General features: G+C 68.9%; 23 protein-coding genes and 1 tRNA gene. 10 read left to right on the top strand and 14 right to left on the bottom strand.

Annotated features, from left to right (window positions below; genetic code table 11):
• Positions 1 to 29 precede the first annotated feature (29 nt).
• The 3 genes from ON19_RS22835 to ON19_RS22825 all read left to right on the top strand — a co-directional run bounded on the left by ON19_RS22835 (position 30) and on the right by ON19_RS22825 (position 3,087).
• The gene (locus ON19_RS22835; RefSeq protein ID WP_043696765.1) at positions 30 to 2,177 is read left to right on the top strand and encodes an ATP-dependent DNA helicase UvrD2; all 2,148 of its coding nucleotides are present in this window, start codon (positions 30 to 32) and stop codon (positions 2,175 to 2,177) included.
• Between the two features lie 112 nt (positions 2,178 to 2,289).
• Positions 2,290 to 2,628: a hypothetical protein gene (locus ON19_RS22830; protein ID WP_043696549.1), complete on the top strand. Its 339-nt coding sequence runs from the start codon at positions 2,290 to 2,292 to the stop codon at positions 2,626 to 2,628.
• Positions 2,629 to 2,763: 135 nt separating this feature from the next.
• On the top strand, positions 2,764 to 3,087 hold the full coding sequence (locus tag ON19_RS22825) for a WhiB family transcriptional regulator (protein ID WP_157106825.1): 324 nt from the start codon (positions 2,764 to 2,766) through the stop codon (positions 3,085 to 3,087).
• 378 nt (positions 3,088 to 3,465) lie between these two features.
• Here the strand turns inward: ON19_RS22825 and ON19_RS22820 are convergent, their stop codons facing one another.
• The 3 genes from ON19_RS22820 to ON19_RS22810 form a co-directional block, all read right to left on the bottom strand.
• On the bottom strand, positions 3,466 to 4,845 hold the full coding sequence (locus ON19_RS22820; RefSeq protein WP_051169206.1) for an ABC1 kinase family protein: 1,380 nt from the start codon (positions 4,843 to 4,845) through the stop codon (positions 3,466 to 3,468).
• Between the two features lie 11 nt (positions 4,846 to 4,856).
• Positions 4,857 to 5,732 carry a hypothetical protein gene (locus tag ON19_RS22815; RefSeq protein ID WP_043696546.1) on the bottom strand — a complete coding sequence of 292 codons (876 nt, stop codon included), beginning with the start codon at positions 5,730 to 5,732 and terminating at the stop codon, positions 4,857 to 4,859.
• An 83-nt stretch (positions 5,733 to 5,815) separates the two neighbouring features.
• A complete protein-coding gene (locus ON19_RS22810) occupies positions 5,816 to 7,228 on the bottom strand; it encodes a zinc-dependent metalloprotease (protein WP_043696544.1) in 1,413 nt (470 codons plus the stop codon).
• Between the two features lie 127 nt (positions 7,229 to 7,355).
• Here ON19_RS22810 and ON19_RS22805 point away from each other — a divergent pair, with 127 nt between their 5' ends.
• Entirely contained in the window at positions 7,356 to 8,381 is a 1,026-nt protein-coding gene (locus ON19_RS22805; protein WP_218006469.1) for a YlbL family protein, read from the top strand.
• Positions 8,382 to 8,409: 28 nt separating this feature from the next.
• On the opposite strand, the gene ON19_RS22800 is transcribed toward ON19_RS22805, so the two are convergent.
• On the bottom strand, positions 8,410 to 8,991 hold the full coding sequence (locus ON19_RS22800; protein WP_043696538.1) for a PPA1309 family protein: 582 nt from the start codon (positions 8,989 to 8,991) through the stop codon (positions 8,410 to 8,412).
• Between the two features lie 212 nt (positions 8,992 to 9,203).
• On the opposite strand from ON19_RS22800, the gene ON19_RS22795 reads away from it, so the two are divergent.
• Positions 9,204 to 12,203, top strand: coding sequence for a UPF0182 family protein (locus ON19_RS22795; protein ID WP_043696760.1), 3,000 nt, complete (start codon positions 9,204 to 9,206; stop codon positions 12,201 to 12,203).
• Positions 12,204 to 12,285: 82 nt separating this feature from the next.
• Here the strand turns inward: ON19_RS22795 and ON19_RS22790 are convergent, their stop codons facing one another.
• Positions 12,286 to 12,831, bottom strand: a complete 546-nt coding sequence (locus ON19_RS22790) for a transglycosylase family protein (protein ID WP_043696535.1) — start codon at positions 12,829 to 12,831, stop codon at positions 12,286 to 12,288.
• 527 nt (positions 12,832 to 13,358) lie between these two features.
• Here ON19_RS22790 and ON19_RS22785 point away from each other — a divergent pair.
• Positions 13,359 to 13,432: transfer RNA gene (locus tag ON19_RS22785), tRNA-Met, on the top strand.
• 78 nt (positions 13,433 to 13,510) lie between these two features.
• Here the strand turns inward: ON19_RS22785 and ON19_RS22780 are convergent.
• Genes ON19_RS22780 through ON19_RS44735 form a run of 4 tightly spaced genes read right to left on the bottom strand, consistent with a single transcriptional unit; the run spans position 13,511 to position 15,265 of the window.
• Positions 13,511 to 13,840, bottom strand: a complete 330-nt coding sequence (locus ON19_RS22780; RefSeq protein ID WP_043696532.1) for a hypothetical protein — start codon at positions 13,838 to 13,840, stop codon at positions 13,511 to 13,513.
• Positions 13,837 to 14,547, bottom strand: a complete 711-nt coding sequence (gene scnC / locus ON19_RS22775; protein ID WP_043696529.1) for a thiocyanate hydrolase subunit gamma — start codon at positions 14,545 to 14,547, stop codon at positions 13,837 to 13,839. Before scnC ends, ON19_RS22780 begins: the two co-directional genes overlap by 4 nt.
• Positions 14,544 to 14,843 carry an SH3-like domain-containing protein gene (locus tag ON19_RS44740; RefSeq protein WP_043696525.1) on the bottom strand — a complete coding sequence of 100 codons (300 nt, stop codon included), beginning with the start codon at positions 14,841 to 14,843 and terminating at the stop codon, positions 14,544 to 14,546. Before ON19_RS44740 ends, scnC begins: the two co-directional genes overlap by 4 nt.
• Positions 14,840 to 15,265, bottom strand: a complete 426-nt coding sequence (locus tag ON19_RS44735; protein WP_043696523.1) for an SH3-like domain-containing protein — start codon at positions 15,263 to 15,265, stop codon at positions 14,840 to 14,842. Before ON19_RS44735 ends, ON19_RS44740 begins: the two co-directional genes overlap by 4 nt.
• A gap of 560 nt (positions 15,266 to 15,825) precedes the next feature.
• Here ON19_RS44735 and ON19_RS22760 point away from each other — a divergent pair.
• On the top strand, positions 15,826 to 16,632 hold the full coding sequence (locus tag ON19_RS22760; RefSeq protein ID WP_043696520.1) for a VOC family protein: 807 nt from the start codon (positions 15,826 to 15,828) through the stop codon (positions 16,630 to 16,632).
• Between the two features lie 27 nt (positions 16,633 to 16,659).
• Here ON19_RS22760 and ON19_RS22755 read toward each other — a convergent pair whose 3' ends face one another.
• Positions 16,660 to 17,331 (bottom strand): response regulator, encoded by a 672-nt coding sequence (locus ON19_RS22755; protein ID WP_083899559.1) that lies wholly within the window; start codon positions 17,329 to 17,331, stop codon positions 16,660 to 16,662.
• Positions 17,328 to 18,485, bottom strand: coding sequence for a sensor histidine kinase (locus ON19_RS22750; protein ID WP_227954640.1), 1,158 nt, complete (start codon positions 18,483 to 18,485; stop codon positions 17,328 to 17,330). The genes ON19_RS22755 and ON19_RS22750 overlap by 4 nt, the downstream gene beginning before the upstream one ends.
• A 213-nt stretch (positions 18,486 to 18,698) precedes the next feature.
• Here ON19_RS22750 and ON19_RS22745 point away from each other — a divergent pair, with 213 nt between their 5' ends.
• Positions 18,699 to 19,691 carry a sterol desaturase family protein gene (locus tag ON19_RS22745; protein WP_083899558.1) on the top strand — a complete coding sequence of 331 codons (993 nt, stop codon included), beginning with the start codon at positions 18,699 to 18,701 and terminating at the stop codon, positions 19,689 to 19,691.
• 194 nt (positions 19,692 to 19,885) lie between these two features.
• Here the strand turns inward: ON19_RS22745 and ON19_RS22740 are convergent, their stop codons facing one another.
• The gene (locus ON19_RS22740) at positions 19,886 to 20,692 is read right to left on the bottom strand and encodes a nuclear transport factor 2 family protein (RefSeq protein ID WP_043696514.1); all 807 of its coding nucleotides are present in this window, start codon (positions 20,690 to 20,692) and stop codon (positions 19,886 to 19,888) included.
• A gap of 112 nt (positions 20,693 to 20,804) precedes the next feature.
• Here ON19_RS22740 and ON19_RS22735 point away from each other — a divergent pair, with 112 nt between their 5' ends.
• Positions 20,805 to 21,596 carry a phosphatidylethanolamine N-methyltransferase family domain-containing protein gene (locus ON19_RS22735; RefSeq protein WP_043696511.1) on the top strand — a complete coding sequence of 264 codons (792 nt, stop codon included), beginning with the start codon at positions 20,805 to 20,807 and terminating at the stop codon, positions 21,594 to 21,596.
• Between the two features lie 76 nt (positions 21,597 to 21,672).
• Entirely contained in the window at positions 21,673 to 23,022 is a 1,350-nt protein-coding gene (locus tag ON19_RS22730) for a TIGR01777 family oxidoreductase (protein ID WP_043696508.1), read from the top strand.
• A gap of 16 nt (positions 23,023 to 23,038) precedes the next feature.
• Here the strand turns inward: ON19_RS22730 and ON19_RS22725 are convergent, their stop codons facing one another.
• Complete coding sequence (locus ON19_RS22725; RefSeq protein ID WP_043696750.1) at positions 23,039 to 23,884, bottom strand: MerR family transcriptional regulator; 846 nt, start codon at positions 23,882 to 23,884, stop codon at positions 23,039 to 23,041.
• 88 nt (positions 23,885 to 23,972) lie between these two features.
• Positions 23,973 to 24,320, bottom strand: coding sequence for a hypothetical protein (locus tag ON19_RS22720; protein ID WP_043696505.1), 348 nt, complete (start codon positions 24,318 to 24,320; stop codon positions 23,973 to 23,975).
• Positions 24,321 to 24,504: the final 184 nt, after the last annotated feature.

The following is a 24,504-nucleotide window of genomic DNA, read 5'->3' as shown; positions in this document are numbered from 1 at the left end:
CCGCACGGTGGGTGTCGGTGGACGCTGTCATGATGGACCCCGTGCCCGCTCTTGACCTCGCAGACCTCGACCCCGAGCAGGCCGCCGCCGTCCGTGCGCCGCGCGGTCCGGTCTGTGTGCTCGCGGGCGCGGGTACCGGCAAGACCAGGACCATCACCTATCGCATCGCGCATTTGGTCGCGCAGGGGCACGTGAAGGCCGATCAGGTGCTCGCGGTCACGTTCACCGCACGTGCGGCGGGGGAGTTGCGCACCCGGCTGCGCGCGCTCGGCCTCGGCGGCGAGGCCAACCAGGTGCAGGCGCGTACGTTCCACGCGGCGGCGCTGCGGCAGCTGAAGTACTTCTGGCCGCAGATCGTCGGCGATGTCCCGTGGCGGCTGATCGATGCCAAGTTCCCGATCGTCGCGCAGGCGGCGCACCGGGCGGGGCTGTCCACCGCCACCGACAGCGTCCGCGACCTGCTCAGCGAGATCGAGTGGGCGAAGGCCTCGCTCATCGCGCCGGAGGACTACACGGCGGCGGTCGCGAAACAGCACCGCGAGACGCCCTATGACGCACTGCGCGTCGCCGAGGTCTACGCGGGCTACGAGAAGCTGAAGGCGACGCCCGACGGGTTGCTGCTGGATTTCGATGACTTGTTGCTGCATACGGCGGCCGCGCTGGAGGACTATCCGGCGGTGGCCGACGAATTCCGCGGCCGCTACCGCAGCTTCGTCGTGGACGAGTACCAGGACGTCACGCCCCTGCAGCAGCGCGTGCTCGACGCGTGGCTCGGCGACCGCGACGACCTGACCGTCGTCGGCGACGCCAACCAGACGATCTACTCGTTCACCGGCGCCACACCGAGCTACCTGCTGGACTTCTCCCGTCGCTTCCCGGACGCCACCGTGGTGCGGCTGGAACGTGACTACCGCTCGACGCCGCAGGTGGTGTCGCTGGCCAATCGGGTGATCGGGGCGGCCCGCGGCCGCATCGCCGGCACCAGGCTGCAATTGATCGGCCAGCGGGCCGACGGACCGGAGCCCGCGTTCGCCGAATACGACGACGCGCCTGCCGAGGCCACAGCGGTGGCCAAGGCGATCGGCCGGCTCATCGACGCGGGTACGCCGGCCGCCGAGATCGCCGTGCTCTATCGGATCAACGCCCAATCGGAGAGCTACGAGCAGGCGCTCACCGAGCGCGGCATCCCGTACCAGGTCCGCGGCGGCGAGGGCTTCTTCGCGCGTGCGGAGGTCAGGCAGGCCGTGCAGGCGCTACGGCAGGCCGCCGCCCGAGACGACCTGCCCGACCAGGCGCGCAGCGGCAGCGCCCTGGTCTCGCTGGTACGCGCGGTGCTCGCCCCGGTCGGCCTGACCGCCACCGAGCCGGCGGGCGCCCAGGCGCGCGAACGCTGGTCCTCGCTGGTCGCCCTGGTGCGCTTGACCGAGGAATTGGTCGGCCACGACGACCGGCTGGACCTGACCGGGCTGTTGCGGGAGCTCGCGACCCGTGCCGAGGCCAGGCATCCACCCACGGTGCAAGGGGTCACGCTGGCCTCACTGCATGCCGCGAAAGGCCTGGAGTGGGACGCGGTGTTCCTCGTCGGCCTGTCCGACGGCACCGTGCCGATCGCGCACGTCCTCGCCGACGACGGCTCGGTCGCCGACGAGGCGGCGCTCGAGGAGGAGCGGCGGCTGCTCTACGTCGGGGTCACCAGGGCGCGCGAGCATCTGCGGCTGTCCTGGGCGCTGGCCAGGAACGAAGGCGGCAGGCGCAACCGGCGGCGCTCCCGATTCCTCAACGGCCTCGTCCCCGACGACTCGCCCGCGTCGCGGATCGCGGCGCCGTCCTCCGCCGCCGGCGGCGTCCGCCCGACCTGCCGGGTCTGCGCGAAACCGTTGATCGGCACCTACGCGACCATGCTCGGCCGCTGCCGTCGCTGCCCGGCCGAACTGGACGCGGAATTGCTTGCCGCACTGCAGGCTTGGCGTGCGGAGAAGGCAGAGGCACTGCGGGTGCGCGAGTTCGTGGTGTTCACCGACACCACGCTCACCGCGATCGCCGAACAACTGCCCGCCGACGACGCCGCCCTGGCCGCGATCGCGGGCATCGGCGCGAAGAAGATCGACCAGTTCGGCGCGGACGTGCTCGCGATCGTCGCGTCCCGACTTCGATCCACATCACAAAACCGCAGGTAGAAAATAGGTTGTGGCGCTGGACGATCTTGCCTATGGTGGATTTCACGCACCGGGAGGGCATCTCGGCGCGTACAGTTACCGACACACACGAGTACAGGAGGGAGGCAGAGCAGTGGACAACATCATGAACTTCAGCGCCAACGGCGTTGCGGTCTATGCGCCCATGGCGGCCTCCCGGGGGATCCTCGCTTTGCAGGGGATCGGTCTGTCCGAAATCGGTGCGTTCGGCACGTCTTGCACGCAAGTGAATTCCGCTGCGATGCACGCGTCCTTCCGTACCGAGATTCAGGGCAAGCCCAGCGCGGGCTGGCACCCGGCGGCTGCCGAGGCAGCAGTCGGTGTCTTCGCGAATGAAGTCGGCTTCGAGCCGGCGGATCCGCGGGCAGCACGCCTCCGCACCGCACACCCAGCGACCGTGATCAGGACTCGACACAGATGTCGACCTAGGTAGGGAACTCCTCCCCGACCTCCTGGCCACGGATCGCACGACAGCGAAACCGTGGCCAGTATTCTCCGGCCCTTCAGCCGACCGGCACCGGTTTCGCACAACAAACGAACCGCTGCAAACAAGCTGAAGGAGAACGACGTGTTCACCGCACAGGGTTGGCCGCAGGCCACTACTGACGTGACATGCCGAACCGTGGCGTCGACTACTCGGACCCAGGAGATCACCAAGGTCCTGCCCTGCCGTGCTGGAGACCCTGACCTCTGGTTCGCCGAGAGCCCGGTCCAGTTGGAGCAGGCCAAGGCGCTGTGTGCGACCTGCCCGATCCGCAAGGGCTGCCTGAGCGCCGCCATGGATCGTCGTGAGCCATGGGGTGTTTGGGGCGGTGAGATCTTCGACCAGGGTGTCGTGATCGCCCGCAAGCGTCCCCGCGGTCGTCCGCGCAAGGTCGCGGTCCCGGCATGAGCCGGGGAGTGATGTCCCTCCCTCCGGTCGATGTGCTCGATTCGGTCGGTCCCGGCACGGGCCGAGCCAACGAACGAGAAAGCAGACCAGCCGCCCACCGTTTCAGGTGGGCGGCTGTGTCTGGTTGCAGCGCCTGCGGCGCTGTGTTGGTTTTTGCAGCGCCTGCGGCGCTGCGTGTTCGCGGCCCCGGGAAGTCTCGCGCCCGAGCGACCGAGACTCGCGCCTGCGGCGCATGCGCTTCGGTCACTCGGCCGCGAGACGGGCCGCGAACGGCGCTCGTAAGACTCGCACTCGACGGGGTTGGGAGCAGGCGAACAGTCGTTTGCAGTCGAGTGGAGAGCGCGGGTGGCTTCGCTCGACCGAGCTGAGGGGTACGGCTCAGGAGGCCGTGCGCTCCTCGCTGAAGCCCGGCATCCAGGTGCGGACGAGTTGCATGAACGGCAGTTCGGCATCGAGCTGGGCCAGGATGCCGACGGAGCCGCCGAGCACGCGGAAGATCATCACGTATTCCGCCGGGAGTTGCAGGGCCCGTGCGGTTTTCATTTCCGGGCTGGAGAACTCCGATGCCTTGCCCGCCACGCGCTGCATCCATCGGCGGGTGAAGTGGAACGAGTCGGTCTGGATCGGGTCGGTGAACGGCCGCAGATAGTCGGCGATCTCCTGGTGGGTGACCACTCGGCCGGGGATCACCCAGCCGTGGTCGTAGAGCAGTTCGGTGAGTTCGGCGAAGCGCTCCTCGACCGCCAGGGCGAGCATCCGGCCCAGCACCGGTGGGAAGCCCTCCGGCATCGGTGCGCAGGCGCCGAAATCGATGACGGCGAGTCTGCCGTCGGGCAGCATCATGAAGTTGCCCGGGTGCGGGTCGGCGTGCAGTAGTCCGACCACCTCGGGGGAGCAGAAGTGGAACCGGCCCATCAGTCCCGCGACGCGATTGCGCAGCGCACGGGTGCCCTCCGGATCCTCGGCGCCCTGCTTGATGATCGTGGAGACGGCGATGCCGTCCAGCCATTCGGTGACGATCACCTTCGGTGCGCTGGCCACCACCTTCGGCACCACGATCTCGCCGTGCCCGTCGAAGCCCTTGGCGAAGCTGCGCTGGTTGGCCGCCTCATTGCGGTAGTCCAGCTCCTCTTCGGTGCGTTCGGTGATCTCGGCGAGGATCGGCTTGACGTCCGCACCGGGAATCACGGACGCGACCAGGCCGGACATGCGCGACAGTGTTTTGAGGTCGGCGCGCAGCGCCTCGTCGGCGCCGGGATACTGCACCTTCACCGCGACGGTCCGGCCGTCTGCCCACACCGCCCGGTGCACCTGCCCGATGCTGGCGGACGCGGCCGGAGTGTCGTCGAACTCACTGAAGCGGCTACGCCACTGGGTGCCGAGCTGCTGGTCGAGCACCCGGTGAACGGTGGCGGCCGGCATCGGCGGAGCGGCGGCCTGCAGCTTGGTGAGGGCCTCGCGATAGTGCTCGCCGAACTCTTCCGGGACGGCGGCCTCCATCACGCTGAGCGCCTGCCCGAACTTCATCGCACCGCCCTTGAGCTCGCCGAGCACGCTGAACAGCTGCTCGGCGGCCCTTTGATTGAGCTGTGCGTTGATCTCGGACTTGTCGCCCCCGGCGAGCTTCTTACCGAACCCAACGGCGGCACGGCCGGCGATGCCGAGCGGAATCTTGGCCAACTTGGCGTTGCGGGACGAGCGACGGCGCACGATCTCTGACACGTACCCATCATGGCGGACGGACCAGCCCGCGGCCATGGCAATCTTGATCACCCTCGCGCCCCGGCGCCGAGTCCTGCGGAAACACTCGCACACGCGCACCCGGGATGGCGGTCCCACGAGCGCCGATCGAGGAGGTGTGAATCCAGATCCAGTTCCAGCGTCGCGTCCAGCGTGGCCGGGGTGCGCCGCGGTGAGCAGTCGATGATCGCCTCCAGCTCGCCGAGGGCCACCGCCGTGGTCGCGGCGATCCCGGCGGGAGAGGCGTGTCCCACGCGGCCGAGCAGCTGCGCCGCGAGGTGCGGCCAGTCGGCGTCGTTCTGCGCGCGGATCAGGTCCGCGCAGCGCAGGCAGCTGGTGACGCCCGGCAGCACCAGCGGGCCGATCACGCCCTTGTTGTCTCGGATGCGCATCTGCAGATGCGGGATGCGGTGCAGCAGCAGATCGCGCACCAGCCGTGGATCGGGCATCAGCGCGTCGGCGAGCACGACGAGATCCGACCCCCACGATCGCACCGTCGCCGCGCCGGACGGGTAGTCCCTGGACCGGCTCGGCCGCACGCCCAACGCGCGCAGACCGGCCGACACGGCGTCCGACAGCGGGCCGAGGCCGTGCACCCGCACCGCCCGCACCTGCCCGGCCCGGTCCTCGGGATGGTCCAGCAGCCCGGCTTCGTCGACCAGGGTGAGCAAGGCCACGGCGCGCTCGGCGTCGATCCCGCACTCTCCGGCTCGCCAGATGATCTGCGGCTTGGTGCGCAGACCGTCGAGCAGGCGCAGGAAAGCGAGGACGGTCTCGGCGTCCATACCTTCCGGACCGAGCACCACCGCGGTCTCCGGATCGCATCCGAGCTGCACGACACCGGTCGGGCGGACCAGAACGGTCACCCGCGGCCGCAATCGCGGACCGCGACACGTCGTTGTCATGTCATCAGTATGCGGACCGCGTGCGGCGGGGTCGGGCCGAAATCCTCAGTTATCCACAGGGTTTCGCTTCATCCACAGTTTGATCAGGCGGAAGCGTCGCCTTCCTTGCCCAGGTCGGGGCCTGCGTCGTCGTCCTTGCGCTCGCGCGCGGCCTGCTCCCGCGCCTCGGTTTCGGCCAGTTGCGCCAGCGGATCGTCGAACGCGGTGGTGCCGCCGCCGATCACCGAGTCGATGAAGCCCGCGGGGGAGTCCAGGTCGTCGGAATCCGGCAGCAGGTCGGGGTGCGCCCACACCCGGTCGCGGGCGGTCATGCCCGCGTCGGTGGTGAGCCTGCGCCACAGCGCCGCCGCCTCGCGCAGCTTGCGCGGCCGCAACTCCAGGCCGACCAGGGTCGCGAAGGTCTGCTCCGCGGGCCCGCCGGTGGCGCGGCGCCTGCGCAGCGTCTCGGCCAGGGCGCCCGCGCCGGGCAACCGGTCGCCGACGGCGTCGCCGACCACCACCTGTACCCAGCCCTCGATGAGCGCCAGCAGCGTTTCCAGCCGTTCCAGCGCCTGCTTCTGCTCGGGCGTGGTCTGCGGTTCGAACGTGCCCTGCGCCAGGATCTCCTCGAGCTTCGCGGGATCGGTCAGCGACATCGGGTCGATGCCCTGCGCGGCCTGCTCCAGTGCCGAGAAGTCCATGCGGATGCCGCGCGCGTAGTCCTCGACCGCGCCGAGCACCTGCTGGCGCAGCCACGGCACGTGCGCGAACAGTCGCTGGTGGGCCGCTTCCCGCGCGGCGAGGAACACCAGGATCTCGCTCTCCGGCTGCTCCAGTCCCGCACTGAACTCCGAAATCGCCGCGGGCAGTAGCGCTGCGGTGCCGGTGGGTCCGAGCGGGAGGCCGATGTCGGTGGAGGTGAGCACCTCCTTGGCCAGTTGGCCGAGCGCCTGACCGAGCTGTGAACCGAACGCCAGGCCACCCATCTGGCCGAGCATGCCGACCATCGGCGCGGCGAACTGCCTGGCCTCCTCGGGCAGGGACGCGGTCCACATGCCCGAGATCTGTTGCGCCACCGGGTCGCACAGGCGCTGCCAGGTGGGCAGGGTCTGCTCGATCCAGTCGTTGGCGGTCCACGCGACCGTCTTGGTCGCGCCCGCAGGCAGGGTGGTCGCGCTGTCGAGCCAGAGTTCGGCGAGGTGCGCGGCGTCGGCAACCGCGCTCGCGGCGCCCGAGGTCACCGGGGCGATGGTCGAGCCGAGTTGCTGACGGGCCAGCCGCTTGGCGACGTCGTAGTTCACCGGCCCGGCCTGCGCCGAGCCCGGTTGCCCCATGCCGCTGAGCATCTGGCCGAGCGAGGTCAGCATCTGCCCGAGTTGCGCCGGGTCGAATCCGCCCGCGCCGGACCCACCGATACCGAAACCGAACGGATCGTTCGGGCCGGGACCGCTCGGCTCGTCACCGCGCTTGCGATCGTCGTCGTCGCGGTTCGAGAATCCGAAGGGGTGGTCGTTCATGCCCTTCACGTTACGCGTTTAGCACAGCGTCTCGATGTTCGCGCGCCGCGAAACCGGGGGCGGCGCGCCCGGGCGAAATGACCGCCTCCGGCGCTTCGCGACGCCGGGTATCACTACTGTGGTCCAGGTGAATCGTCGGATCCTCACCCTGGTGGCCGCCCTGATCCCGGTGCTCCTGCTCGGCGTCGTCGGCAGCGTCGTGACTGTGCCGTATGTCGCACTCGGTCCCGGCCCCACCTTCAACACCCTCGGCAAGGTGGACGGCAAGGAAGTCGTGGACGTCCGGGGAACCGAGGTCGATCCGACCACCGGGCATCTCAATATGACCACCGTCTCGGTGCGGGACGGGCTGAGCATCTTCGAGGCGTTCGGCTTCTGGGCCAGCGGCAAGCACGGCCTGGTGCCGCGCTCGGAGGTCTACCCGCCCGGCGTCTCGCGCGAGGAGATCGACAAGTCCAACCAGCAGGACTTCAAGGACTCCGAGGGCAACGCCGAGGTCGCCGCGCTGCACTACCTGAACCTGCCGACGGTCGTACTGCTGCGCAAGGTGGCCGAGGACGGACCCGCCCATGACGCGCTGCGCGCGGGCGACGAGCTGATCAGCATCAACGGCACGCCCATGAGCACGCCCAAGGACGTCATCACGGCGGTTTCCGGCCAAGCGCCCGGCAGCACGCTGACCGTGGTGTTCCGGCGCGAGAGCACCGAGCAGACGGCGACGATCGTCCTCGGCGCCCGTCCCGACGACCCCGCCAAGGGCTACCTCGGCGTGACGCCGGGCGAGGGCGCCCGGCCGCCGTTGCAGGTCGCGTTCAACCTCGCCGACATCGGCGGCCCGTCGGCGGGCCTGATGTTCAGCCTGGCCCTGATCGACAAGCTCAGCCCGGGCGAGCTGGACGGCGGCAAGTTCGTGGCGGGCACCGGGACCATCGATCAGGACGGCAAGGTCGGTCCGATCGGCGGCATCCAGTACAAGATGATGGCCGCGCGGGAGGCAGGCGCGGAGACGTTCCTGGTGCCCGACGCCAACTGCAACGAGGCCAAGCAGCGGATCCCGGAGGGCCTGCGGCTGGTGCGGGTCGAGAGCCTCACCGGCGCGGTGCAGTCGCTCACCGAGATCAACACCGGCAAGGAGCCGGTCAGCTGCGGGTGAGGCCGCACCCGAGCGCACGGCCCGCGCTTCACTCGAGCGTGTGGTGCAGCGCTTCGACCAGGTTCGGCGCCAGGTTGGGGTAGGTGCGCAGGTCGAGTTCGCCGAAGTCGTCGGCGTCGTCCTCGGGTCGCAGTTGCAGCAGGCACAGCGACGCGCCGTCGCGCAGCACCGCGGCGAACAACCGCGCCTCCCGGCGCTCCGGGTGCGCTTCGGCGGCGGCGCGCGCGGCCGCGTCGGCGGCCTCGTGGTCGGCCAGCAGCGGAGCCAGCGCGTCGTCGAGCGTGGACTCCGCGTCCGGCGGAAGCACCACGATCTCCTGCACCAGCACACAACCTCGGACGGCGGGGGGCCAGCTGGTGGTGGCGAGGAATTCGTCCAGGGCGATCGAGCCGCCGGTGACGTCGTCGGGGAACGCCTCCTGGGCGACCGGGGTCAGCTCGTCGCCCTCGTCGAGCTGATCCTCGAGTTCCGGCTGCGCCGCGACCAGGTCCGCGGTCGGCACCAGCGCGAACATCTGTGGGGGACGACCCCACCCCTCCGCGTCGACGAATTCCGCCACCTCCCGGACGGAGCGGGCAAGGACGAGTTCGGCGTGCAGGTCTGGGGTCACGCGAACATCCAATCAAACCGCCGAGCGGGCCAGCCGGAAACCCGGGCGATCGGTTCCCCGGCGCGGCAAGCGCAACCCTGCCAGCTGCATGGTGTCCGATTTCCGTAGAGTGGGCCGGGACACGGTCCGGAAGGACCACCCGCAACATCGGACTGCGGCGCATCGGCCGGGCGTATCGGTGCGAGCGTCGCCGGACCTTGGAGAGTGGCATCGTGGGCATGCGGCCCCCCACCGGCTTACCTTCGCTGTCCCGACGCAGCCGTGTGCTGCTGGTGGCGGCCATCGTCCTCGCGGCGTTGTTGCTGCTCGGGCCACGGCTGACGGACGCCTACACGAATTGGCTGTGGTTCGGCGAAGTGGATTTCCGCAACGTGTACCTCACGGTGCTGCGGACCCGGGTCTTGCTGTTCGTGGCCGTGGCGGCCTTCGTCGGCCTGGTGGTCTGGCTGGCGCTGCTGCTGGCCTATCGGTCCAGGCCGGTGTTCGTGCCGGTGGCGGGCCCGAACGACCCGATCGCGCGCTACCGCACCACCGTGATGAGCAGGCTGCGGCTGTTCGGCGCGGGCATTCCAGTGCTGCTGGGCCTGTTGTCGGGCCTGGTGGCGCAGTCGAACTGGGTGACTGTGCAGCTGTTCCTCAACGGCGGATCGTTCGGCGAGAAGGACCCGGAGTTCGGCCTCGACGTCGGCTTCTACGCCTTCGACCTGCCCTTCTACCGCATGGTGCTGAACTGGCTGTTCGTCGCGGTGGTCATCGCCTTCTTCGCCAGCCTGGTCACCCACTACGTCTTCGGCGGACTGCGGCTGACCGGCCGTGAGGGCACGCTGACCCGGCCTGCGCGTATCCAGCTGGCCGTGCTCGCCGGACTCTTCGTGCTGCTCAAGGCGATCGCCTACTGGTTCGACCGGTACGAACTGCTCTCCAGCAGCCGCAAGGAACCCACCTTCACCGGCGGTTCGTTCACCGACATCAACGCGGTGCTGCCCGCCAAGCTCATCCTGCTGTCCATCGCGGTGATCTGCGCGCTCGCGTTCTTCGCCGGCATCGTGCTGCGCGATCTGCGGGTGCCCGCGATGGCCGCCGCCCTGCTGGTGCTGTCCTCGATCCTGGTGGGCGCGGTGTGGCCGCTGGTGGTCGAACAGTTCTCGGTGCGTCCGAACGCCGCGGACAAAGAGAGCGAGTACATCGAACGCAATATCGCCGCGACCAGGCAGGCGTTCGGCATCACCAACGACAGGATCGAGTACAAGGACTACAAGGGCGAGAGCAGCAAGAGCCCGCTCGATGTCCCGGTGGACGCCGCGACCATCGGCAACGCCAGGCTGCTCGACCCGAACATCCTCTCACCCACCTTCACCCAGCTGCGCCAGCTGAAGAACTTCTACGGCTTCCCGGAGTCGCTGGACATCGACCGCTACAACCTCGACGGTGACGTGCAGGACTACGTCGTCGCGGCCAGGGAGCTCTCGCCCGCGGCGCTGAGCGGCAACCAGACCGACTGGATCAACCGGCACACCGTTTACACCCACGGCAACGGTTTCGTCGCCGCTCCCGCCAACCGGGTGAACAAGCCGCCGTCGGAGGACCCGAACGCCGCAGGGGGCAGCGGGGACGGCGGTTACCCGATCTTCATGGTGAGCGACCTCTTCACGCCCGCGGACAAACAGCGGATCCGGGTCGACCAGCCCCGGGTGTACTTCGGCGAGCTGATCTCGCAGTGGGATCAGGACTACGCGATCGTCGGCGCGATGGACGGCCAGCGTCCGCGCGAATACGACTCCGACGTCGCGCAGTACACCTACACCGGCCAGGGCGGCGTGCCGATCGGCAACTGGATCAACCGACTCGCCTTCGCGGCCAAGTACGCCGAGCGCAACATCTTGTTCTCCTCGGCCATCGCCGACGACTCCAAGATCATCTTCAACCGCAGCCCGCGGGAACGGGTGCAGAAGGTCGCGCCCTGGCTGACCACCGATGGAAACGCCTACCCGGCGGTGGTCGGCGGACGGATCGTCTGGATCGTGGACGCCTACACCACGCTGGACAACTACCCGTACGCGCAGTCCACCGCGCTGGAGGGCGTCGAGGACAGCATCGACAAGAAGACCGGCCGGTTGCTGCCGCGCAAGTCGGTCAGCTACATCCGCAACTCGGTCAAGGCGACGGTCGACGCGTACGACGGCACCGTCACCCTGTACGAGGTCGACTCCTCGGACCCGGTGCTGAAGGCCTGGCGCGGGGTGTTCCCGGGCGCGGTGAAGCCGGAGAGCGAGATCTCGCCGGAACTGCGGGCGCACTTCCGCTACCCGGAGGATCTGTTCAAGGTCCAGCGCGAAATGCTGTCCAAGTACCACGTGGACGATCCCCGGGAATTCTTCACCAACAACGCTTTCTGGTCGGTCCCCGCCGACCCGACCTCCGAGGGCGGGACCACCGCAAACCAGCCGCCGTATTACGTGCTGCTGGGCGATCCGAAAACGAACAAACCCTCGTTCAATCTGACCAGTGCCATGACTGGTTACAACCGGCCGTATCTCGCGGCGTATATCTCGGTGCGATCGGACCCGGATGGGTACGGGAAGTTCACGATTCGGCGATTGCCCACGGACACACAGACATTGGGTCCGCAGCAGACGCAGAACCGGATGACGACCGCGCCCGAGGTGTCGCGCGAGAAAACGCTGCTGTCCAATTCGAACAAGATCAAATATGGCAATCTGCTGACGCTGCCGATCGCCGACGGCGGCATCCTGTACGTGGAGCCGTTCTACAACGAACGCAACACGGGGCCGAACACGGCGACCTTCCCGCAGTTGCTGCGGGTGCTGGTCAGCTATCGCGACGAGGCGGGCAACGTCAAGGTGGGCTACGCCTCGACCTTGGCGGAGGCGCTGAACCAGGTCATCCCGGCCGCGGGTGCGCTGGCGACGCCGTCCGGCGGTGACTCGGGCACCAGGCCGAAGCCCGGCACCGCTCCGCCGCCTGCCGACCAGGGCAACAACGGCGTCAGCAACGCCGGAACACCGCCGCCCGCGTCGGTCCCGCCGCCTGCCACCGGATCGTCCTCGGCCAAGGACGCGGCCGCGACGGAGCTGAACCGGAAGATCGAGAATGTCCGAAATGCCATGCGCAGCGGAAACTTCCAGGATTTCGGCCGAGCGCTCGATGAATTGGAAGCCGCCGTCAAGGCGTATCAGGACGCGGGTCGCTGAAATAGCGGTGCCGTCGCGATAGCTACGACAACGAAAGACGCCGCCATCATCGTGATGGCGGCGTCTTTCTGTGCAGGGTGGGTCAGCGACCGAAGGAGTCGATCAGCGTGCTGTTCTGGTTCACGATCTGCTGGAACTGGCCCTCGAGGCCGTACCGCTCGGCCAGTTCGGCCGCGGCGGACTTGGCCTGCTCGACCACGGACTGCGCGGCGCCCACTGCGGGCTGGGCGGGTTCGGGCACCTCGGGGAGTTCCTCGGCCCGCACGAGCGGCTCGGGCTCGGAGGTGCCCGGGCGCAGGTACTTGCCGCACGACGGCCACGCGCCGGGGCCCTGGGTGGCGAGCACGTTCTCCGCCACGCGAATCTGCTCTTCCTTGCTCGCGGTGTGCGCGGAGCCCTTGCCGCCGTTGGCGGCCCAGGTGCTCTGCGAGAACTGCAGGCCACCGTAGTAGCCGTTTCCGGTGTTGATTCCCCAGTTGCCACCGCTCTCGCACTGTGCGACGCCGTCCCAGTCGTGGGTCGCCGCGGAGGCCGAAGCGGTGGAGAATGCGAACGGGACGGCAACAAGAGCGCCGGTGATGGCGGCGAGGCCGAAGGCGCGGGTGCTGATCTTCCGGTTCTCAGTCATGGTCGTTTCCCTCCCTGCGCCCGCCGGCACGGCGATCCAGCTGCCGTGTCCCTGTCCCCAGGTCGTCGGGGATCCTCGAACCGCGGGACAGGGTTGCCGGTGTTCGGCGGTTCGAGTTCGAGCCCGTCTCGGATGATCCGGGCCGTGGACTGACGGTAACGAAGAAATCTCAGCAGATCACATCTGGATAACGCTGGAATTGCATGAAGCGAATAACCCGAATATCGACGTTTTTCCAGGTGGTAAACGCCATCAACACGCTCGACCGGCACTAAGTTATCGCATCGTTATGTGAGTGAGATCACTACGAAATAGTGAAGTACGTCACGTTTGAAGTGCTCGTCTCGTGGAGAATCTTGTGGGCGCGAGCGACATGTGCCTCGTGTTGGCGGTTGCTGTGGCGCGATTCCGTGGGCCGCGATGTCCCTGCGCTTCGGGTTCCGCTGGTCTGTTCAACTCCCCGAAAGGGGGTTTGAACTGGCGATTTGCAGTCTTCCGGAACCCGTGTGTAATGTTGTGTTCACCGACGCGGGGTGGAGCAGCTCGGTAGCTCGCTGGGCTCATAACCCAGAGGTCGCAGGTTCAAATCCTGTCCCCGCTACAAAGGAAACGGCCCGGAACCAAGAGGTTCCGGGCCGTTTCGGTCTGTGTCTACGTGGGTCCGGTCGGTTGGCAGGCTCTACTGCCGGTGGAACCGCTCGCGGACGGCGTCCATGCGGGCGCGCAGTTCCGCCGGGGTGATGACGCCACGATCCATCAGTGTGTGCGCGGTGACGACGACCGAGCGGGTTCGTACCGGGAAGTCGTGATAGATCGTCTCGCCGAGCGCGTCCTCGGCACGGCGGCGTTCCAGGTTGTCCAGGGCGCCGCGCCAGGACAGGCACTCACACGTGGCCTGCATGCTGGACTCCCAGGGATCGGGTTTGCGGTCGAGTTCGGGCAACGTGCTCTCCCGGCGCGGTTCGGGATCCAGTGTGTGCAGCAGGACGTCGTACGGGCCGCTCGTCACCGGTGGCCATCCTTCCTCGTGGTGGACTCGGCTCGGTTCGGCGGCTGCTGCGCGGTCCAGTCGACCTGGGGCAGCGCCACGCCGATCATGGTGTCCCGGGTGACGATGGCGGCCAGTTGCTCCTCGGTCCAGCCCTCGGTGCCCTCCGGGCGCATCGGCATCACCATGAACCGCGATTTCTGATTCGAATCGTGCACCCGGATCTCGACCTCGGGCGGGAAGTGCAAGCCGAATTCGGCGAGCACCTCGCGGGGCCAGCGCACCAGGCGCCGACGGTAATTGGGGGTGCGATACCAGTCCGGCGACATCCCGAGCACCGGCCGCGGATAGCACGAACACAGGGTGCACACGATGACGTTGTGCACCTGGGGAGTGTTCTCCAGCACGTAGAAGTAGGTGTAGTCACTCGGCGTCCCGGATCCGGTCGGGTCGCGCCAGTCGATGCCGACCTCTTTGCACGTCTCGGTCCCGTCGGCGAGCAGGCGCGCCTTGAAGTCGGGATCCGTCCACGCCTTCGCGACCAGTTTCGATCCGCCGTGCGGGCCGACGGATTCGGCCCACTCGGCGAACCTGCGGTGGTCTTCTTGCGAGAACAGCCCCTTTTCGATGGCGAGTTCCCGGATCGCCGTCTCGAGCACCTCGAACTCGCTGATCTGTTCGCTCGCCTGGATCGGCGCGTGCGCCTCGTGGTCGTGCGTCCGGCTCACTGGGCATCCTCCTCTGCGGGCTCGAGCCAGTGCTCGGAAACCTCCGTCTCCAAGGTGTCGGCGTCGAAACCGGTGTATTTGGGCCACAAATCCTTCTGGCGGAACCGCACGACGTAGAACGGCTCGACGCGGCCGTCCTCGCGCCCCCACGCCTCGTCCTCCGGGATGATCCAGTCCGGCCGGTGCTCGACGACGACACCCGTGCGGCCGCGGGTGTAGGCCTGGGTGCGGGTGTGGAACATCGAGGTGGCCTCCCGGATCCGGACGCGATCGCCGATCCGGTACTTCCTCGTCATGCGCGCGCCTCCCGTCGGGCGCGTACTTCGTCCAGCTTGGCCGACAGTTCGTCAGGAGTGATCAGTCCCTTGGCGACCAAGGTCTTCGCAGCGACGGTCGCCCAGCGCGCGTAGTAGGGGAGACCGAAGTACAGCGTCGCGCCGAGGTCGTTCTCCGCTCGCCTGCGTTCCTCGGAGTTCCACACGCCACGCCAACCGAGGCATTCACACGTGACGTAGGTGCTCATCTCCCAGGGCTCCTCCTCTTTCTCCCGGTACTCGACCGGAATGTCCGGCTGGCCGCCCACGTCGTGCAGAACGTGCCGCAGTGCGGCGAACAATGCGTTCGAGATCTCGTAGGGCGAGTCCAGCGGTTCGCGGAACACCGGTGCGAGGTCCGCGACGCGGTGCTGCAGCTCGTCGAATCGGTTCGGTGCGCTCATGATGTCTCCGTAGTGACGGATCCGGTGGCCCTGGCGGGGCGGTGGCGGAAGGCGTGCGCGCGAACGCCTATGTGACCCCAGTCACAATTAGCTGGTCTGGTTGCCAAGGGTACACGGCGAGATCGGTTTGCTGAAGGATGTCTGCGGCGGTGTGCCGCAGGGCTGTTCGCGCCGGACACGGCGCTGGGAATCGGCGGTGCATGCCTCTTGACTGGGGAGGAAAGTGGAGGAGACTAGTAGGTACACCGGAACACCGGTAGGTGTGTGCATTGCTCGCTGAGACGTCGGCAGGCAGTGAAGCACCGATCCAAGATCCGGCTAGGCCCCCGGCAGCCAGTTGAAACACCGGAGTCACAGCGACGACTGAGGCTCACGGTTTCGACGAGACTACCGGGGACTGATCTGTGTAAGGGGACCTTTCACCTGGAACTCCAGGTTCGCGAACGCCGCCGGCGCGGTTGGCCGAATCGGCTCACCCGCACCGAATGCTGATGGTTGACTAGCCGTGTGCCGGCTGTCCCGGCCGCACCTCGGCAACCGATGTCAGGAGGCACCCCGTAATGCCCACTCATGACGGAAGCTGGCCGCAGGGAACGCCGTGCTGGGTCGACAGTCAGGTCGACGACCCGGCGCGCGCCCGCGGGTTCTATGGCGAACTCTTCGGCTGGGAGATCGAGGACAGCCCGCCCGAGGCGGGTGGATATCTGATGGCGATGCGCCAAGGCCGCGCGGCGGCCGGCATCGGGCCCAAGCCGGAGGGCATGCCGATGCCGTCGGTGTGGACCACCTACTTCGCCGCCGACAGCGCCGACGACATCGCGCAGAAGGTGAAGGGCGCGGGCGGTTCGCTGATGATGGAACCGTTCGACGTGCTCGACGTCGGCCGCATGTTCGTCGCCGCCGACCCCACCGGCGCGGTCTTCGGGATCTGGGAGTCCAAGGCCCACACCGGCGCGGGCATCTACAACGAGCACGGCGCCTACTGCTGGAACGAACTGCACACCGGCGACTACAAGCAGGCGCAGCAGTTCTACGCCGACGTGTTCGGCTGGCACTACACCGAGATCGGCGACGGCGAGCGCTTCGTGTACTCGACCTTCAGCCGGACGCAGGACGGCGACGCCCTCGGCGGCGTCAACGACTCGACGAAGATGCCGGGCGACGACCCGTCGTATTGGCTGACCTGGTTCCAAGTCGGCGACACCGACAACGCGCTGGCCAAGGCGCGCGATCTCGGCGCCACCGTCATGGGCGGCCCCGACGACAGCCCCTTCGGCCGCATGGGCATCGTCCAGGGCCCGCAGGGTGAGGTCTTCGGCATCATCGACCCCACGACCACGGTCGGCGAACCACCGGCCGGCGGCTAGTTCGAAGCGGTGCGGCGGCGCGCCGGGTCAGCCGGAGCGCGGCGCGCCCGGCGTGACCAGGCCGTGCTGGTGCGCGTAGACGACGGCGTGGATCCGATCGCGCACGCCGAGTTTGGCGAGGATACGGGAGACATGGGTCTTCACCGTCTCCTCGCCGACGCACAGCCGCGCGGCGATCTCGGCGTTGCTGCGCGCGTCGGCCAGCAGGAGCAGCACTTCCAGTTCCCGAGCGGTGAGCAGGCCGACTTCCGGCGGGGTGCGCGGCGGCGCCAGCGTGCTCGCGAAGCGGGAGACGAGGCGGCGGGTCATCGACGGATCGATCAGGGCGTCGCCACGTGCCGCGATCCGGACGGCCGCGACCAGTTCTTCGGGGGGCAGGCTTTTCAGCAGGAACCCGCTCGCACCCGCCTGCAAGGCGCGATAGAGGTTGGCCTCGCTGTCGTAGGTGGTGAGCACCAGGACGTGTGTTCCGCCCGCGGCGACGATCGCGGCGGTGGCAGCCAGCCCGTCCAGCTTCGGCATCCGGACGTCTAGGATCGCGACATCCGGTCGCAGCCGGGCGGTCTCGGCGACGGCGTCGCGGCCGTCGCCCACCTCGGCGACGCAGTCCAGGTCGGCCTGGCTGTCGACGACGGCGCGCAGACCGGAGCGGAACATGCTGTGGTCGTCGGCGATCAAGACGCGGATGGGCGAGTTCACGATCCTCCGATCGGCATCGAGACCGTGGTGCGCCAGTGCGTGGCGTCGCGGCCGTAGTCCAGTTCGCCGCCGAACAGCTCGGCGCGGCGGCGTATCCCGTTGAGCCCGCGCGGAACCGAGGTGTCGGCGATCGCCGGTTCGTCGGCGAGGGGATTGGTCGCGCGCAGCACGACCCGCTTCGGCAGGTACTCCACGTCCAATCGCGCGTGCGTGCCGTCCCCGTGCCGCAGCGCGTTGGTCAGCATCTCCTGCACGATGCGGTACAGGGTGAGGTTCAGTGAGTCCGGCAACTCGATCGCGTCGCCGCGCACGGTCACCTCGACCTCCAGACCGGCCGCGCGGACGTGCTCGATCAGCCCGTCGATGTCGGCGAGTCCCGGCTGGCGCTGCCCGTCGTCCTCGCGCCCGTGCAACAGATCGAGCTGGCGGCGCAGATCGACCATCGCGGCTCGGCTACTGGACTCCACGGCCGACAGCGACCGGGCGGCGGCCGCGTCGGCGGTGCCGCCCAGGGCCAGCCGCGCCGCACCGGCGTGAATGCCGATCGCGCTGACGTGATGCGAGATCACGTCGTGCAGGTCGCGTGCGATGGCGGCCCGTTCTTCGGTGACGGCCCGCTCCAACGCCGCCCGGTGCTCCTGGCGGCGCAATCGGGCACGCTGTTCCAGATCGGCGATGTAGGCGCCCCGTGCCGCGGTGTAGCGGCCGACCAGCCACGGTACGCAGCCCGCGGACACCGTCGCGGCCAGAAGAATTCGCCAGTCGTGCGCAGCGGCGCTGTCGGTGAACAGGTGAGCCCCGGCCACCCCGGCGCACAGCAGCACCATGGTGAGCACCGAATTGGGCCCGGCCAGCCATGCTCCCGCGCGATATCCGGCCACCAGGAACCCCACGTCGGCGACTCGAATCGGGAATCCGTGCCGATGCAGCAGCAGCACGGCCAGCAGGCGCACGAGCACTTGCGTCACCGCGACCGCGCCCGCTGTCCGGGGCGGCAAGGCCAAGGCGAGATCGGCGGCGACGATCGCCGCGACAGCCGCGGTCGTCTGCCACGGGGCCACGGCGAACACGCCGCTGAGTCCGAGCACCACCGCGTCGATCACGGCGGCCACCACCGCGACCAGCACCGACTGGCGGGCCAGTGACCTGCTCACATCCAACAGATGGTCACCGCCTCCGTCCGTGTCCGGTGCCGCGTCCTGGGCATCCTAGCCATCCCGTGCGGCCTCGCCGGACGCAACTGTGCACGGGCGGGCTGCGCCGCGCGTCCCCCGCACGGGGGATGCGCAATCCCTCGCCGGCGCGATGCCCGCACTGGCCCGCGTCCGTAGCGTCGAAGGTCGACGACGGACGGTGAAGGAGAACTGATGGGCCGTGTGGAGTTGTTGAGCTATGCCATTCCGGCGTTCGCGGTGCTCATGCTGGTGGAGTGGATCGCCTACCGGCGCGATCCGGACCGGCCGCAGACCAGCGGGTCGGTCCGCGACACCGCCTCCAACGTGGTGACGTTCACGCTGGGCAGGCTGACGAAGCCACTGCTGCAATACGTGGTGCCGTTCTCGGCGGTGGTCGGTGCCGCGGCGATCACACCGCTGCACCTGTCGCCGCGGTCGTGGTGGGTCTGGCTGCTCGGCCTGGTCGTGACGGACCTGTGCTACTACTGGGCGCATCGCGCCGACCACCGGGTCCGGCTGATGTGGACCGCGCACAGCGTGCACCACTCCAGCCAGTACTTCAATCTCTCCACCGCGATCCGCCTGTCCTGGTTGCATCCGGTCGCGAGCCTGCTGCGCGGGCTGGCGTGGGTGCCCGCGGCGCTGCTCGGCTTCCCGGCGTGGATGATCTTTCTGCTCCAGGGCATCGGCCTGCTCTACCAGTTCCCGATCCACACCCAGCGCGTGCGCACGCTGCCGCGGCCGATCGAGTTCGTGTTCAACACACCGTCGCACCACCGTGTGCACCACGGCTCGAACCAGCCCTACATCGACAAGAACTACGGCGGCATCCTGATCATCTGGGATCGCCTGTTCGGCAGCTTCGCCGCCGAGACCGAACCGGTCCGCTACGGCCTCACCAAGAACATCGGCACCGACAACCCGTTGAAGGTGAACTATCACGAATTGGCCGCGCTGATCCGCGACGTGCGCGGCGCGAGCACGTGGCGCGGGCGGCTCGGGTACGTCTTCGGCCCGCCCGGCTGGACGGAGCATGCGGAGCCGGTGTCCGAACGAGTCGAGGGTCCGCTGTCCGAACGAGTCGAGGGTCCGCTGTCCGAACGAGTCGAGGGTCCGGTGTCGGAACGAGTCGAGGTCCCCGTGCCCGGCCAGGTGAAAGAACGCGTCGGGCAGCTCACCTCCTGACCGCGACGGCGCCTTCCGGCGCCGCTCGAACCCTGTAACCCGTGGTGGCCGGGCGCCGAGCGCGTCCGGTCATCCGTATGTCCGGAGCACGCCTCTGGGCGCGGTCGTGCTCGATGCCGTGCGCCACCGGGCTGGTTCAGTGGTGATCCGCGAAGGCGAAACGGCCGAGTGCCCGGCGATCAGCAGACAAGAATTCAGACGGAATCGAGATAGAACCGCAGGGCCACGATGCCGTCGCCGCCGGGCGCGAACTCCGCGACCGCCACGCCCGGTACCCCGCCGACCCGCACACTCGCCGTGACCGTGCGGCCTGCGGCGATCACCTTGCTCCAGCGCATGCTTCGCACCCGGTTGGTGAACTCCTCCACCGATACCGGCGTTCCCGCGGGCAGTTCGATGTCGGCCCGATGGCCGAGCAGCTCGCGTACCCGGCTCAGGTCGGTGCTCGCGGCTGCCGCGAAAAGCCTTGTCGTGGCGCGTTTTCCACCGCGGCCCACGCCGCCGAGCGCCTGCAACATGCCGAGCGCCCCGCCGATGCCCTGGTTGGCGATCAATTGCGGTCCGAGCTTCAGCGCGGCGGCGATTCCGGGCAGCCCCGTACGCAGCAGTTGCCAGATCATGCCCGCCAGCTCCCAGTGCGCGGCCAGGTGGGCGATCTTCCACGCCCCTTCCTGCTCGACCAGCCGGTAGCGCAGATGCATCGGGACCATGACGGTGGCGCCGGTCGACATCGTGGTCGCGATGGTCAGGTCGCGCACCACCGTCGGGGGGTGGACCAGGTCGCGGTCCACCTGGAACGCGATCGTGTTCGGCCCGATGAAGGTGTCGTAGAAGCGTTCGATGGCCGCGCGGCCGACATGCGGGCGGGAGCCCACCGGGTCGTTGACCTCGGCGTCGACGGCGAACAGGCCGACCCACGCGGACCTGTCGTGCGCGGCGACCGCGCGCGGTGACGCCTCGACGGCCGTCAGCAGCGCTGCGGCCGAAGGATCCAGCGGCATGGCAGTACCTCCGTTGACACGAGCCGGGACTCGACACATGGTAGAACAAGTTCTAGTTTTGGCGTCGCGTTCCGGTGTCGCACCGGTCGCTTCCGCACCACGAAGGAACTGGATGGACTGGTACACCGGGAACACCGCCTACGACACCGTACTGACGATCGCCTTCGCCTTCGCGGCGTTCGTGCTCGTCGGCGGCTTCTTCGCGCAGAGTCCCTACGGGCGCTTCGCCACCACCGAGGTCGGTTTCAACCTCAACCCCAAGCTGGGCTGGTGGCTGATGGAGATCCCCGCGACGGTGGTGTTCGCGGTCTGCTACCTCGCAGGCCCGAACCGTTTCGAGCCCACCTCGCTGGTGCTCGCGGCGATCTGGGCGCTGCACTACGGCAACCGCGGCTGGTTCTTCCCGCTGTCCATCCGGCAGGTGCCGGGTAAGCGGAGCAGTTTCAATATCTCGGTGCTCGCCGCGGGCGTGTTCGTCACGGCGCTGCACGGCTACCTCAACGGCTCGTTCTTCAGCCACGATTACCTCGATCAGTACGGGCCGCAATGGTTGACCGATCCGCGGTTCCTGCTCGGGCTCGTCGTCTATCTGGGTGGGTTCGCGCTGCTGGTGCGCTCCGAGTCGATCGTGCGCAATCTGCGGGACAAGGCGAATCCCGGCGCCGCCGAGTACCGCATCCCCTACGGGGGCGGCTTCCGCTTCGTCAGCAGCCCGGCCTATCTGGGCGAGTTGATCGCCTGGGCGGGCTTCGCGCTGGCGACGTGGTCGTTGGCCGGTGTGGTGATCTTCCTGATCACCGCGGGCAACCTGGTCCCGCGCGCCTTCGCTACGCACAAGTGGTACCGGGAGAAGTTTGCCGACTATCCGGCCGGGCGGAAGGCATTGATTCCGTTCGTGGTCTGACCCTCCGCGCATGATTTTGTCTCCAATAACGATGCATAAACGCTGCATCGGGCCGGTTCGGGGCTACAGTCGGGTCATGGGCATCGAGTACGCGAGCGTCATCGATCTTCCTCGGTCCGAGGTGTTCGCCTGGCACGCGCGTCCCGGCGCGCTGACCCGCCTGGCGCCGCCCTGGCAGCCGGTATCGCCGCGCGCCGAATCGGGCTCGCTCTCCGATGGGCAGGCGGTGCTCGGACTGCCCGGTGGTCTGCGCTGGGTGGCCCGGCACGATCCACGGGAGTACGACCCGCCGCGCCGTTTCGTCGACGCGGTCACGGTCGACGGAGTCGGCTCCTTGCCCGCCGGATTGCTGCCTTGGCGGCACACCCACGATTTCGAGGTCGTCGAGGAGAACCGCACCATGGTGGTGGACCGGGTGGACGCGCCGGTGCCCGCCACGGTGCTGCGCCCCATGTTCGCCTACCGCCACCGGCAACTCGCCGACGATCTGGCGGCCCACGCGCGGGCGGCGCGAGCGGGTTTCGCGGGCAGGACGGTCGCGGTGACCGGAGCGTCCGGTATGGTCGGTTCGGCGCTGGTCGCGTTCCTGACCACCGGAGGGCACCGGGTGGTGCGGCTGGTCCGGCACACGCCCCGTGCGGCGGACGAAAGGCAGTGGGACACCGAGGATCCCGCGCCGGATCTGCTGGACGGCGTGGATGCGGTGGTGCATCTGGCCGGGGCGTCCATCGCGGGCCGGTTCACCGCGAAGCACAAGCGTGCGATCGCCGACAGCCGGATCGGGCCGACCCGCAAACTCGCCGAGGTGGCGGCCGAGGCGGCGGTGCCGGTCTTCGTCAGTGCCTCCGCGATCGGCTACTACGGCTCCGATCGCGGCGACGAGACGCTGACCGAGCTGTCGCCCCGCGGTGCAGGCTTCCTCGCCGACGTGGTCGACGGGTGGGAGGCGGCCACGGCTCCCGCTGCGGAATCGGGTGTGCGGGTGGTGCGGGTGCGCACCGGGATCGTGCAGTCCCCGCGCGGCGGTACGCTGCGGCTGCTGCGCCCGCTGTTCACGGCCGGACTGGGCGGGCGCATCGGCGACGGTCGTCAGTGGCTGTCATGGATCGGGATCGATGACCTGATCGACGTCTACCATCGGGCACTCTGGGACGCCGGTCTGTCGGGCGCGGTCAATGCCGTTGCGCCGCAACCGGTTCGCAATGCCGAGTACACCAAGGTCCTCGCGGCTGTACTGCACCGGCCCGCACTGTTCCCGGTACCCGGGTTCGGTCCTGCGCTGCTATTGGGCCGAGAAGGCAACCGGGAGTTGGCGTCCGCCTGCCAGCGGGTCGTTCCTACGCGGCTGGCCGAGGCCGGGCATCGGTTCCGCGCGCAGACCTTGGAACCGGCGCTACGGCACCTGCTCGGCAGGACCGCGGGTTGAACGTCCGGGCGTGAGTTCAGGCGAGCCGGTCGGCGGCGTCGACCAAGTTGTCGACGCGCTCCACGCCGTCGGGGAGGAAGACCGCCTCCCATCCCGGGCCGCCGACCAGAACCCGGGCGCCCGCGCCGAGGCACGCGCGCACCGCGGAGGTCAACGCGGTGGACTCCTGTTGCGACCACAGCAGCACGGCGGCGGGGCGGTCGAAACGGGCGAGGGTGTCGGCGAGCGCAGCGGCGGGGACGTCGGCGCCGAGCATCCGCGCGCCCACGCCGCGTTCGGCGAGAGCCGCGCGCAGCACCTCGAGCGGCAGTGAATGCGTCTCGCCGCTGGTGCAGGCCAGTACCACCGGTGTGGGACCGTCGGCCATCGGCGGCGGATAGGTCCGGTGCAGCACCGAGATGACGCACCAGGACAGCAAGTGCTCGACGTCGACGCATCCCTCGCCGCCGAGCTGCCGATCGATGATGTCGGCGAAAGTGGGGCGGCACAGCAGGTTCCACGTGTCCACCACGCCGAACGCGCGGACGTGCGCGTCGAGCTGGCTGGACACCGAGCCGGTGTCCAGCGCGAAGGCCGCGGCCAGCAGTGATTCGCGCCGGCCGAGCGTGGGCGCGGGGCCGCGCACCGTCGCCGCCGCCCCTGCCGGGCTCGCGCCCGCGCGGATCAGGCTGAGCATCCGCTCGAGCATGGCGATGTCGGCCTCGGTGTACAGGCGGTGCTTGCCCGGGCGGTGTTGCGTCGGCCCGATGTCGTAACGACGGTTCCAGCTGCGCAGCGTCGCGGTCGGGATACCGAGACGTTCGGCGACCGCGCGCACCGTGTATCCGGCCGCATCGGACACGGGGACGGAACCGGCGGGCATCGCCCCATTCTGCCCGTCCCCGCCGACGGGATCCGCCCCGCCCGTGTGGTTGTGCGGTGTGGTCGGTTCGCGCGGTTCCGGCACGGCGTCACCCCCGCCCGGTGTGGGCGGCGCACAGCAGACCTCGGCCCGCCGTTGTCGGGGTGGTCTCGGCGCACTGCGGTTGTCCGCGCGACGCCCGCCCGAGCGCCACGGTGTCGCCGCGATCCGAGCCGATGCCGACCGAACTCGCGGGCCGTACGGGGTCCTCTGTCGGGGCGAGTGCGAGAGCCGGTCCGGAGGCGAAATCGCGAAATCCGGCGATGCGGGCCGCGGTGCGGCGCGCGGTGTCGTCGTGCGCCCAGCCGCACCGGCCGGGCAGGGCGGCGCGTCGAAGGGCGAGCCCGTGTTCGGCGGTCGCGATGCCCGCGAGGCGGGTCGCCGGCACCCGGGTCATCGCTCCTCCTGGGATCTCGGTTGCATCAATTATGCATCGTTACTGTGCTACGGTGGTCAGCGTCGCCGATAATCGAGGAGGAGTTAGCGTGAACCGTCGCAACCTGCTGCGTACGTCCACTCGCCTGCTCGCCGGGACGGTGTCGGCGCTGGCCGCGTCGGTGCTCGCGGCAGGCGGCGCCACC

Source organism: Nocardia abscessus NBRC 100374 (genome assembly GCF_000308455.1).
In the GTDB taxonomy this organism is placed as follows: Bacteria; Actinomycetota; Actinomycetes; order Mycobacteriales; family Mycobacteriaceae; genus Nocardia; species Nocardia abscessus.
The sequence above is the reverse complement of the archived record's forward strand: the minus strand, read 5'-3'. Positions and strand labels throughout refer to the sequence as shown.